Source organism: Dokdonia donghaensis DSW-1, from assembly GCF_001653755.1.
In the GTDB taxonomy this organism is placed as follows: domain Bacteria; phylum Bacteroidota; class Bacteroidia; order Flavobacteriales; family Flavobacteriaceae; genus Dokdonia; species Dokdonia donghaensis.
This window is the reverse complement of the sequence record NZ_CP015125.1, coordinates 1,179,261-1,191,321: the sequence shown is the minus strand read 5'-3', so window position 1 is coordinate 1,191,321 and position 12,061 is coordinate 1,179,261. Positions and strand designations below refer to the sequence as shown.

The window sequence follows — 12,061 nt, the reverse complement described above, 5'->3', positions numbered from 1 at the left end:
TATTAGTAGTGACATTTACCACATTCCAGACCACCCATTTGAGCAGCCGTCACTTTTTCAACACCATACTTCTTTGCAAGTTGCTCGTGAATCTCTTCGTAATATGCATTACCTTCAATCTTCACGTTAGTCTCACGGTGACAGTTTATACACCATCCCATAGTAAGAGGCGCGTGTTGATACATAATCTCCATCTCCTCTACAGGACCGTGACATTTCTGACACTCTATACCAGCCACACTTACGTGCTGTGAGTGATTAAAGTATGCAAAGTCCGGAAGATTATGAATACGCACCCACTCTACCGCCTGAGTTTCCCCAGTGTATGATTGTGTTGCCTCATCCCAACCTACAGCTTTATAAAGCTTTTGGATTTCTTTATCATAAAATTCCTTAGAGTAATCTTCAGTAACAGAGCTAAACTCAGACTCAGGTCCAGCAACTTCTGCGATAGACTTGTGACAGTTCATACACACATTAAGAGATGGAATACCAGAATGCTTAGACACTCTTGCAGAAGAGTGACAGTACTTACACTCTATTGCATTCTCTCCTGCGTGAATTCTGTGCGAGTAGTGTATAGGCTGCACAGGCATATACCCCTGATCAACCCCTACTTGTGACATCCACCCGTAAGCAAAGTATGCACTTCCTAATAATAAGAAGATTACCGACACTAATACTAAGAATTGATTTTCAACAAAGGCTTTCCAGATAGGCTTGCGCTTCTCCGCTACCGGCATTTCAATTCCTTGAGCAGAAGCAAACTTGTTAAGTGTGTTGTTTACCAAAAACAATACAGCAACAAGAAGCAACAACACAAATCCAAGAATCGCAAGGATAAGGTTATTTGAAACTCCACCTCCTTGATTTCCATCTGCACCTCCAACGACAGCTGTTACTTCTGGCGCTTTTGGTTTTGGCGTATCTGTATACGCTAGAATGTTATCTATATCTGCATTTGATAATGCAGGAAAAGAGTTCATCACTTTATTACCATTCTCCTCATATACTTTTACAGCAAGAGGGTCTCCAGACTTGATAAGTCCCTGACTATTCTTGATCCACTTATATAACCACTCACGGTCGTACTTCTCAGAAACCTGGTGAAGTAACGGCCCAGTCATAGGCTTATATAATTTGTGACAAGCTGCACAATTTGCTTTAAACAAAGCCTCACCAGCCTTAGCATCAGCCGCAGGTGCATCTTGTGCAAAAAGAGAACTAGATAAAGTGAGAAGCACTACCGCAGCTAGGGTAAGTATTCTCGAGAATGAATTTTGGCGTTTAACCTGTATCATATTAATATTGAATTAGCTTCAAAAAGATGGCACGGTTTTTATACTGTTAAGCTCGTTAAGAACCTGTTAAACCCGCGCACAAAATGGTATGCAAAAATACTACACAAACTGCATTTTTTAGGGCACCTTACGGGGGTTCTTACTAATTTATAATAGTTCTAAATAATAATATTAATTTGTTTAAGTTTTTATCTTTTACCTTTGTTCAAAATCAGCAAATTATGAGCGTACAACCGTTTCAACATATCGTAATTGCCATAGCAGTTACCCTTACTTTTTCCGCTTTCGCGAAAGCGCAATCTGCACAAGTAACCGTAAATCAAGACAATAGAATTACCGAATTACTTGATTTAAAAAGCAGCCTTACAAAAGACAACAAACTAGCAGACAGATATAAGATACAACTATACTCAGGGAGCTTAAACACTGCCAGCGCTACACTTAAGAAGTATCGTAACCGCATAGGCACCTGGACATCTGCCATTAAACACGAAACACCTAACTATAAAGTATGGATAGGAAACTTTAGAAATAGGCTAGAAGCAGATCGCGCTCTTATGGAAATAAGAAAGGAATTTTCTAGTGCTTTTATTTTTAAACCAGATAACTAGCCCACCCGTAAAGACCCTATAAAAAATCCTCAATACCTTTTTGATATTGAGGATTTTTTATGCTTTTAATTTAAACAAAACTCACACTCGCAGCACATAATTTAACAAGCTCAAACTACCAAGCAAACGTGCTCTCACAAACGACAGCACAATCCGTATGAGAAAGCCATTTAAAAGGCCCAAAACTGCTCAAAAGGTGTTTTTTTAGGGTAATTATACGCTTTCGCGAAAGCGCATAAAAAAATCGCCTTAGATAAACTCTAAGGCGATTATATATTAAATATAGCTTTATATTATTTAAGCTTCTTCTTTACAGCTACTTCTTGGAATGCTTCTATAACGTCATCCAGCTTGATGTCATTGTAGTTTTTAATCTGCATACCACAATCGTATCCTTTTGAAACTTCCTTTACATCATCTTTAAAACGTTTAAGGGCAGCAAGCTCACCTGTGTAAACTACTACACCATCACGTATAAGACGTATGTTTGAATTTCTAAATATCTTACCATTTGTAACCATACAACCTGCAATTGTACCAACTTTAGATATCTTAAAGGTCTCACGTATCTCTGCCGTACCTGTAATCTCCTCACGCATCTCTGGTGATAACATTCCCTCCATCGCATCTTTAAGATCATTGATCGCATCATAGATGATAGAGTATGTACGGATATCGATTTCTTCCTTATCAGCTACCTGTCTAGCATTACCTGCTGGACGTACATTAAACCCGATAATAATCGCATCTGAAGCTGAAGCAAGCAGTACATCACTTTCTGTAATAGCTCCTACACCTTTGTGTATAATATTTACAGCAATCTCCTCTGTAGATAATTTTTGGAAACTATCTGTAAGTGCTTCTACAGATCCATCCACATCACCTTTAAGGATAATATTAAGTTCTTTAAAGTCTCCAAGAGCAATACGTCTACCTATCTCATCAAGTGTTATGTGACGTTGTGTACGCACGTTCTGCTCACGTTGCAGCTGTGTACGCTTAGTAGCAATATCTTTTGCCTCACGCTCATCTGTCATTACAACAAACTTATCACCTGCTTGTGGCGCTCCATCTAGTCCTAAAACAGAGACCGGAGTAGAAGGTCCAGCCTTCTTAATTTTCTTACCACGCTCATCGTGCATCGCTTTTACTTTACCAGAGGTAGTTCCCGCTAGTACGTAATCACCCACTTCAAGCGTTCCTGCTTGGACAAGTATGGTAGATACATATCCTCGACCTTTATCTAAGAATGCTTCTACAACTGTACCGTTTGCATTTCTATCTGGGTTTGCTTTAAGCTCTAATAGCTCGGCTTCAAGTAATACTTTCTCAAGTAATTCTTTCACTCCCGTACCTTTCTTTGCAGATATTTCTTGTGATTGGATTTTTCCACCCCAATCTTCTACAAGAAGATTCATCTGCGCAAGCCCTTCTTTAATCTTCTCAGGGTTTGCCGCTGGAAGGTCAATTTTATTTATTGCAAAAACTATAGGTACTCCTGCTGCCTGAGCGTGAGAGATTGCCTCTTTAGTTTGTGGCATTATATCATCATCTGCAGCGACTACAATAACAGCAATATCTGTTACTTGAGCACCACGAGCACGCATCGCCGTAAAGGCCTCGTGACCTGGAGTATCTAAAAAGGCAACTTTTTTACCATCTTCTAGCTGTACACCATATGCACCTATGTGCTGTGTTATACCTCCACTCTCGCCTGCAATTACATTTTCCTTACGGATGTAATCCAGTAACGATGTTTTACCGTGATCTACGTGACCCATAACGGTTACAATAGGAGCTCTTTCTACTAAGTCTTCTGGAGAATCTTCAACATCTTCTATTGCATCTTCAAGATCTGCAGTTACAAACTCTACAGAGTATCCAAACTCATCTGCAACAATAGATAATGTTTCTGCATCTAGACGCTGGTTCATCGTTACCATCATACCCAGTGACATACACGCAGATATAATTTGCGTTACACCCACATCCATCATTGTAGCTACTTCACTTACTGTAACAAACTCTGTTACTTTAAGGATTTTGCTTTCTGCATCTTGTTGAGCTAGATCATCTTCTGTCTTTTGACGGTGCTGATCCCTCTTATCACGACGGTATTTTGCACCTTTACCTTTATTAGACTTTCCTTGAAGTTTTTCAAGAGTCTCACGTATTTGTTTTTGTACTTCTTCTTCTGTAGGCTCTGCCTTAACAACACGCCCTCTACCCTTTCCAGCATTACCACGGTTGTTGTTGTTATTGTTTCCGCCTCGGTTATTTCCTCCCGGCTTACCGCCACCTGTACCTGGTTTTGTAATACGACGGCGACGTTTTTTCTTATCGTCTGAAGATGATTTCTTTTCTGGCTTCTTAAACTTAGAAAGGTCAATTTTTTGACCTGTGAAGTTAGGTCCGTCCAGTTTTTTATAGTCAGTCTTGATAACTTCATCACCTAGACCCACTTCTTTTTCTGGAGTATCAGCCTTCTTAGGCTCTTCCTTTCTTGCCGCAGGAGCCTGAACTTTCTTTGCTTCTTTTTCTATAGGAGCAGCTTGTTTTGGCTTTTCTTCTTTTTTCTTTTCTTCTACAGCAGGTTTTGGAGTAGGTTTTACCTCCTCTTTTACAGGAGCAACAGGAACTTCTGGCTTTTTAACCTCTTCCTTCTTGACCTCTGGCTTTTTCTCTTCCTTAACAGGTGCTGGTTTTCCAGATCCCTTTGAAAGATCAATTTTTCCTACTTGCTTTGGTCCATCTAACTGTGCTTTAGCTTTAACGACCTCTTGCTTTTTAGGCGCTGCCGCTTTCGCTTCAGCTTTTGCCTCAATTTCTACTTCACGAGCGGCGCGCAATGCTTCCTTCTCCTTTTCTTTTGCCTCTGCAACCTCCTTAGAAGCTACTCTCTTGTTGGCATCCGTTTGAAACTCACCCGAAAGCACCTCGTAAATTTCAGTCGAAATTTTCGTAGTCGGACGTGCCTCTATCTCCACACCCTTAGAATTTAAAAATTCTACGGCACGATCAAGAGAAATGTTCAATTCCCGTAATACCTTGTTTAATCGCATTGTTGCTGCCATAAACTGCTCTAAATTATTATCTATACCTACTTTACTATTGAGAGTAGGATACTTTATTCTTCAAATTCTTCCTTGAGGATACGCATCACATCAAGTACTGTTTCTTCTTCTAGATCTGTACGTCGTACAAGATCACTAACTTCTTGCTCGAGTACGCTACGCGCTGTATCGAGTCCTATTTTTCCAAAAGCTTCGATTACCCACGCTTCTATCTCGTCTGAAAATTCTGTAAGCTCAACATCTTCTTCTACCCCTTCTCTATAAACGTCAATTTCATAACCAGTAAGCTGCCCAGCAAGACGTATATTATGACCTCCACGACCTATTGCTTTACTCACCTCTTCTGGCTTAAGCACTGCTTGCGCAGTCTTATTTTCTTCATCTATCTTAATACTCGTGATACGAGCAGGACTTAAAGCCCTTGTAATATATAAATTAAGATTAGTCGTGTAATTAATAACATCAATATTTTCATTACCCAACTCTCTTACGATACCGTGTATACGAGATCCTTTCATACCTACACAAGCCCCTACTGGATCTATACGATCATCATAAGAATCTACTGCTACTTTTGCCTTTTCACCCGGGATACGCACTACATTTTTAACAGTAATTAAACCATCAAACACTTCTGGTATCTCTGACTCAAACAACTTCTCCAAAAACAATGGAGATGTTCTAGACATAATAATTGCAGGCTTATTACCCTTAAGCTCAACGCTTTCTATCACTCCACGTACATTTTCTCCTTTTCTGAAAAAATCTGAAGGTATCTGGCGATCCTTTGGTAATATAATTTCGTTTCCATCATCATCAAGCAATATTATTGCTCTGTGACGTATATGGTGAACCTCTGCTGTATACAAATCACCTTCTAGCTCTTTAAACTGCTTGTATATGTTTGTATTATCGTGCTCGTGTATTTTACTTATTAAGTTTTGACGTAGTGCCAAAATAGAGCGACGGCCTAAATCTATAAGCTTCACCTCTTCTGATACATCTTCACCTACCTCAAAATCTTCTTCAATCTTACGTGCATCTGTTAATGAGATCTCTTCATTATCATCTTCCACCTCTCCATCTGCAACAACCACACGGTTACGCCAGATCTCTAGATCTCCTTTATCAGGGTTTATAATTATATCAAAGTTATCGTCACTTCCAAAACGTCTCTTTAACGTACTTCTGAACACCTCTTCTAAGATGGCCATCAGGGTCACACGATCTATTAATTTATCGTCCTTAAATTCTGAAAAAGAATCGATTAACGCTAAATTCTCCATATCAACTTTTGTTAAAATTTAATCATCACTTTTGCTTGCACTATCTCACTATAAGAAATCGTTTCTGTCTTTTGAACAGTGACTTTCCCCTTTCCAACAGGTTTTGGCTCTCTTGTTTTCCAAGTGAGCGTTACGTCTGTATCTGTAGCATCGGTCATTAATCCTTCGATTTTTGTCCCATCCTCTTTCTTAACCTCAAGATGCCTTCCAACATTCTTTTTATATTGCCTAGGTATAGCTAAAGGGCTTGTAGCACCAGCAGACATCACTTCTAAAGAAAAATCTTCTTCTTCCCTATCTAAGTTATGCTCTACCTTGCGACTCACCGCAATACAATCTTCCACCTTCACACCATCATCTCCATCTATGATAATTTTAACCTCGTTATTCCCTTGAATATCAAGACTAATCAAAAACAAATTTGGATTTTCATCCAGTGCCTCTTGTAGTAAATTGGTTACTTTTTCCTTCAACATATAAGCCTATAAAAAGAGGGGACCGCTGTCCCCTCTGTATTCACTGCGTCTTTCAACGGTGCAAATATACTATAAATTATCCGTTATTAAAAGCCGTAATGGCTCCCTATTATTTTGTAAATTTATGAGACCCTTCTTTCAAAGTATTTAAAGCCATATAACTAGCCCGCAAGGCATAGCACTATGGTATTGTTTAACTATAAACTATGCTCTTATGATCAAAAAAATACTTGTACCCACAGACTTTTCAGAACAGGCCGAAAATGCACTAAGAGTTGCAGCAGATCTTGCCAGGCGACACAACGCCTCTATAAACCTATTACATATGGTAGATCTACCTATGCAACTAGTAGATGCTGTGTCTGGACAACAAAGCGATTTACCAGAAGCCATTTTCTTTATGAAACTCGCACATCAAAAATTTGAAGCAATGATGAATGCTCCTTATCTAGATGGTATTACTGTAGAAGAAACTGCCGAGTTTGATGGAGCCTTTGAAGGCATTATGGACTACGTAGACAAGTACGAATCTGATATAATCGTGATGGGATCCCACGGCGATAGCGGGTTACACGAATTTTTTATAGGCTCAAATGCTGAGAAAGTAGTAAGAAACTCAAAAGTGCCCGTTCTTATTATTAAACAAAAGCACGAGTTGTTCAAACTAGACAAGTTTGTGTATGTATGCGATTTTAAAGAAGAAAATCATAGTGCCTTTAAAAAAGCAGCTGCTTTTGCACAAGACAGCGATATAAAACTACATATGCTCTATGTAAACACTCCTAGCAACTTCCAAACTACCCACGACATAGAAGAGATAATGAAAGAATTTATGGCAAAAGAACCAGACATTACAAATTACTCTCTCAATATTTATAATGATAATAGCATAGAGAGTGGCGTCCTACATTTTGCCGAAATGATAGATGCTGGAATTGTAGGCATAGGTACTCACGGCCGAAAAGGACTCTCTCATTTTCTAAACGGCTCCCTAAGCGAGGGGCTTGTAAACCACGCCAAAAGACCCATCATTACTTTTAGAATCTGAACCAATACTTGATTATTATACATTAAGGCACTTTCACTCACTGTGAAGGTGTTTTTTTATGCTTTCGCGAAAGCGTAATCACACCACACAACTCTGTTAACTAATTGCTAATTAGCATTTTATTACGATTTTACAAAGAGAGATGTGAGTACATTTAAACAAAATATTGATTATGAACAGATCATTAAAACACACCGTTCTCACAGAGTTGCATAATCTTATAGATTATAGTTGTGAATCACACCCTGGTCAACCTGTAGATTTTACAAGTCTTCACAAAGCGCTTATTAAAAAATATTTCCAAGCAGAGGCAGTACATTTTGAACCAGAAAATCAAGTTGTTATCCTTGAAGTAATGGTAGACAGTGCTCTTAAGGAGACTGCACGCGTTCAAGTCCCTGTAGATTACAGAAGATTTAATGAATTTTTAAAGTCGTGTATAGAAGATACGCATAGTTCATTACGTTTTTATAAAAATATGCTTACTTATTACCACGTGATACAGCCATTATCTGCATAAGCACCTTGTTAGACAAGCCGCTACAAGAAGATATTAACTTCCCCAATTTATTTCGTGATTATTGAAATAAAAAAACCCGACCTAATTAAAGGTCGGGTTTTTAAGTTGGCCCACTAGGTCTCGAACCTAGACTCTTCTGTACCAAAAACAGACGTGTTGCCAATTACACCATAGGCCACTATGTTTTTTCAATAGCGAGTGCAAATTTAAAGGAAAGTTTTACATTCACAAACATTATTTTAAAAAAAATGACTCATTTTTAAAAAAATATTTTTGATGACCTTGAAAACTCGTGATAACCAGCTATAAATGAATCTCAGAGCATAATTATTAAAATTTGAAATATTCATTTTTAAGAAATAATTAATGCCACGACTACGTTACCACAAATCAGGGGTATTGCTTAACTTCGTCCCTTTACAAAATATAACATAATGAGCGACTTCAACTTTGCGAAGTATAATAAGATTTTAGGGTGGACCGTATTTGCCATTGCCCTTATAGTATATTCTCTTACCGTAGAGCCTACGGCTAGTTTTTGGGATGCAGGAGAGTACATATCTACCTCGTCAAAACTTGAGATAGGTCACCCACCGGGAGCACCTCTTTATCAAATACTAGGAGCCTTTGTTTCTATTTTTGCACCAGACCCTACCTACATAGCTCTTGCAGTAAATTATCTATCTTGTTTAAGTAGTGCATTTACCATACTATTTATGTTCTGGTCACTTACTTTGCTTCTTACAAGAACGCTCACAGAAGAAAAGGAACTTATCACAAAAACTAAGCAGCTTGCCATCCTTGCAAGTGCAGCTATAGGATCACTTGCATTTACATTTACAGACAGCTTCTGGTTTAATGCCGTAGAGGCAGAGGTTTATGCTCCTGCTGCAGTTGTACTATCCTTACTATTCTATCTTGGGTTATTATGGGAACGTGATATGCACAAACCTCGTGGTAACCGCTGGCTCATACTTATCTCATTTATTGTGGGGCTCTCTTTTGGGATTCACTTTATGGGATTACTCACCATACCAGCAATAGGTCTTCTTTATTTTTTTAAAAATACAGAAAAGGTTACCCCAAAAAACCTTCTTATCGCGCTAGTTATTGTGGTAGCCATATTGATGTTTATTTTCAAACTACTCCTTCCTTACACACTATCGCTTTTTGGATACCTAGAAGTATTCTTTGTAAACTCTATCGGGCTACCGTTTAATAGTGGGACTATTATTGCTGGCTTACTTCTAGTAGGATTGTTTTATTATGGGTTAACGCTTTCGCGAAAGCGTAACAAACCCCTCATACATACAATGCTGTTATGTATGTTATACATTTTTATAGGATTCTCAAGCTGGATGATGTTACCTATACGTGCAAATGCAGGAACAACTATAAATGAGAACAATCCTTCTAATGCACGATCACTACTCTCTTACTATAACCGTGAGCAGTATCCAGAAACAAAACTGTTTTACGGACCACAGTTTACAGCAGACTATGCAGGGCTAGATCCAGATACTCCCTACCTAGATAAGCCAAAGCTTTATGAAAAAGATGAAAAACTAGGCAAGTATGTAGTTGTAAACCAGTGGCGCAATGCAAAGCAAAATCTTGATGACGCTCACAAAGCTATTTTACCAAGAATGTGGAGCCCAGAAAATAATGCAAACTATATGCAGTATACAGGGCCACTTAAGTTTAGTATTAAGTACGACCCAAATATGTCCGAAGAAGATCGCCAGTATCTTCAAGATGTTGTGACGCAGTTCAAAATAGATTTTAGAGACGGCAAGGTAAACTATGAGGGATATGATGCCTTCTTAAAAAGCCAGATAGGTCAGTATCTCGATGTAGAAAAACCATCTTTTGGTGACAATATGAACTATATGTTCAGCTTCCAGTTTGGGTATATGTACTGGCGCTACTTTATGTGGAACTTTGTAGGTCGCCAGAACGACATACAAGGTAAAGGCGATGACTTTAACGGTAACTGGATTTCTGGTATAGACTGGCTAGATGGTATCTTTTTAGGACCGCAAGAAAACCTACCGTCTGATGTTGAGAACAACAAGGCGCGCAACACGTACTACTTCTTACCATTATTATTAGGATTACTAGGTCTACTCTTTCACGCAAGTAAAGACTGGAAACGCTTTGCAGTGTTACTCGTGTTTTTCTTATTTACGGGTCTTGCCTTAAAAGTATACCTCAACGAGCGTGCTTTTGAACCTCGTGAGCGTGACTATGCGCTTGTAGGTTCCTTTTATGTGTTTGCAATGTGGATAGGTTTTGGCGTTTATGCTCTCTTTGATATTGTAAAAGATTTTATAAAACCTAAAATAGCAATGCCTATTGTGGCTGTGGTATGCTTACTGGCTGCACCTGTACTTCTAGCATCTCAAAACTGGGATGACCACGATCGTTCTGGCAGAAAAACAGCGCTAGCAATGGCTAGAAAATACCTAGACTCTGTAGATGAGAACGCCATCATATTTACCATAGGTGATAATGACACCTTTGCCCTATGGTATGTACAAGAGATAGAAGGCTATCGTACAGATGTGCGTATTGTAAATACAAGTTTAATAAACACAGACTGGTATTTTGACCAGATGAAGCGCGCTGCATATAAAAGTCCGCCGGTGCCAAGTACTCTAACTCACGACAAGTATGCGGCAGATAATAGAGAGGCCCTGTTTTATCAAGAGACCAAAGACTCCATTATCCCAATCGCACAGTGGATGAACTTTATCGCAAGTGACGACCCAAGGACTAAGGTTGAGTATGCAAAAGGGCAGTTCTTTAATACCTTCCCTAGCAAGAAAATAAGAATTCCAGTAGATAAAGAGTCTGTGCTTAAAAACAAGATTGTCCCTATAGATGATGCAGATGAGATTGTACCTTACATAGACATCGAGTTAAGTGGCAATGTGCTTTATAAAAACAGACTGCTTATGCTAGATATAATAGCAAGTAACAACTGGGAGCGTCCTATCTACTTCACAGGCGGAAGCTTTGGTGATGATGATTACTTATGGATGAAGGATTACCTGCAGCTAGATGGTGTTACCTACAAGCTCATCCCTATACGCACACCTATAGACCCTCGTAACCCGTATGATATGGGTCGCGTAGATGCAGATAAGATGTATGACATTGTAAAAAAATGGTATTGGGGTAATAGCGGTAGTCCAGACATTTATCACGATCGTGAGACGCGCACAAACGCAATTACCTACAGAGGTAATATGGCACGTCTAGTAGAGCAATTACTAGCCGAAAATAAGCCAGAAAAGGCTAAAGAGGTTATGGATCTCGCGATGGAAAAAATGCCAGTAGACATCTTTGAATTCTACACACTGGTTGAACCATATATCACTGGCTATTATGAGATAGGAGAAAAGCAGCGCGCTCAAGCCATATGGCAAGAAGTAGCTACAAAGTACCAAGAGCAACTCAAATACTTTAGCGCGCTAGATGCAGAGCTACAATACAAGTACTACGAAGAGATACTTACAAACATTGAGAAGTATAGAAGCCTTGTAGACCTACTTATCATAAATGATGATAGAGAGCTCTTTGAAAAAGAGGCTCAAATTTATGACAACTATATGCGCTCGTTCCCCTATCTACTAGGAGATGATGAGGAGCCAGAAAATGGTGCTGTAGAAGCGCCATTAGAAACAGTACCAGCAACAGGTGGTGCGATTAATGCAGACTCAATTATAGAGGAGTAGATATA

8 protein-coding genes and 1 tRNA gene are annotated in these 12,061 nt (G+C 39.0%); 4 read left to right on the top strand and 5 right to left on the bottom strand.

What is annotated here, in order from left to right; all coding sequences use genetic code 11:
• Positions 1-2: 2 nt before the first annotated feature.
• Positions 3-1,301, bottom strand: coding sequence for a c-type cytochrome (locus I597_RS05170; RefSeq protein WP_035327159.1), 1,299 nt, complete (start codon positions 1,299-1,301; stop codon positions 3-5).
• Positions 1,302-1,522: 221 nt separating this feature from the next.
• On the opposite strand from I597_RS05170, the gene I597_RS05165 reads away from it, so the two are divergent.
• Positions 1,523-1,912, top strand: coding sequence for an SPOR domain-containing protein (locus I597_RS05165; protein ID WP_035329008.1), 390 nt, complete (start codon positions 1,523-1,525; stop codon positions 1,910-1,912).
• Between the two features lie 293 nt (positions 1,913-2,205).
• On the opposite strand, the gene infB is transcribed toward I597_RS05165, so the two are convergent.
• Genes infB through rimP form a run of 3 tightly spaced genes read right to left on the bottom strand, consistent with a single transcriptional unit; the run spans position 2,206 to position 6,748 of the window.
• Entirely contained in the window at positions 2,206-4,986 is a 2,781-nt protein-coding gene (gene infB / locus I597_RS05160; protein WP_035327156.1) for a translation initiation factor IF-2, read from the bottom strand.
• A gap of 53 nt (positions 4,987-5,039) precedes the next feature.
• Positions 5,040-6,272 carry a transcription termination factor NusA gene (nusA, locus tag I597_RS05155; RefSeq protein ID WP_035327153.1) on the bottom strand — a complete coding sequence of 411 codons (1,233 nt, stop codon included), beginning with the start codon at positions 6,270-6,272 and terminating at the stop codon, positions 5,040-5,042.
• Between the two features lie 11 nt (positions 6,273-6,283).
• The gene (rimP, locus tag I597_RS05150; RefSeq protein ID WP_035327150.1) at positions 6,284-6,748 is read right to left on the bottom strand and encodes a ribosome assembly cofactor RimP; all 465 of its coding nucleotides are present in this window, start codon (positions 6,746-6,748) and stop codon (positions 6,284-6,286) included.
• Between the two features lie 214 nt (positions 6,749-6,962).
• On the opposite strand from rimP, the gene I597_RS05145 reads away from it, so the two are divergent.
• The gene (locus I597_RS05145) at positions 6,963-7,796 is read left to right on the top strand and encodes a universal stress protein (RefSeq protein ID WP_081965006.1); all 834 of its coding nucleotides are present in this window, start codon (positions 6,963-6,965) and stop codon (positions 7,794-7,796) included.
• Positions 7,797-7,968: 172 nt separating this feature from the next.
• The gene (locus I597_RS05140) at positions 7,969-8,316 is read left to right on the top strand and encodes a hypothetical protein (RefSeq protein WP_035327147.1); all 348 of its coding nucleotides are present in this window, start codon (positions 7,969-7,971) and stop codon (positions 8,314-8,316) included.
• A 105-nt stretch (positions 8,317-8,421) separates the two neighbouring features.
• On the opposite strand, the gene I597_RS05135 is transcribed toward I597_RS05140, so the two are convergent.
• A tRNA-Gln gene (locus I597_RS05135) sits at positions 8,422-8,494 on the bottom strand.
• A gap of 256 nt (positions 8,495-8,750) precedes the next feature.
• On the opposite strand from I597_RS05135, the gene I597_RS05130 reads away from it, so the two are divergent.
• On the top strand, positions 8,751-12,056 hold the full coding sequence (locus tag I597_RS05130; protein ID WP_035327144.1) for a glycosyltransferase family 117 protein: 3,306 nt from the start codon (positions 8,751-8,753) through the stop codon (positions 12,054-12,056).
• Positions 12,057-12,061 lie beyond the last annotated feature (5 nt).

What these genes read in the sequence shown, in the direction of transcription:
- I597_RS05170 (WP_035327159.1), bottom strand. Translation starts at nt 1,301, where the DNA reads ATGATACAGGTTAAACGCCAAAATTCATTCTCGAGAATACTTACCCTA.
- I597_RS05165 (WP_035329008.1), top strand. Translation starts at nt 1,523, where the DNA reads ATGAGCGTACAACCGTTTCAACATATCGTAATTGCCATAGCAGTTACC.
- infB (WP_035327156.1), bottom strand. Translation starts at nt 4,986, where the DNA reads ATGGCAGCAACAATGCGATTAAACAAGGTATTACGGGAATTGAACATT.
- nusA (WP_035327153.1), bottom strand. Translation starts at nt 6,272, where the DNA reads ATGGAGAATTTAGCGTTAATCGATTCTTTTTCAGAATTTAAGGACGAT.
- rimP (WP_035327150.1), bottom strand. Translation starts at nt 6,748, where the DNA reads ATGTTGAAGGAAAAAGTAACCAATTTACTACAAGAGGCACTGGATGAA.
- I597_RS05145 (WP_081965006.1), top strand. Translation starts at nt 6,963, where the DNA reads ATGATCAAAAAAATACTTGTACCCACAGACTTTTCAGAACAGGCCGAA.
- I597_RS05140 (WP_035327147.1), top strand. Translation starts at nt 7,969, where the DNA reads ATGAACAGATCATTAAAACACACCGTTCTCACAGAGTTGCATAATCTT.
- I597_RS05130 (WP_035327144.1), top strand. Translation starts at nt 8,751, where the DNA reads ATGAGCGACTTCAACTTTGCGAAGTATAATAAGATTTTAGGGTGGACC.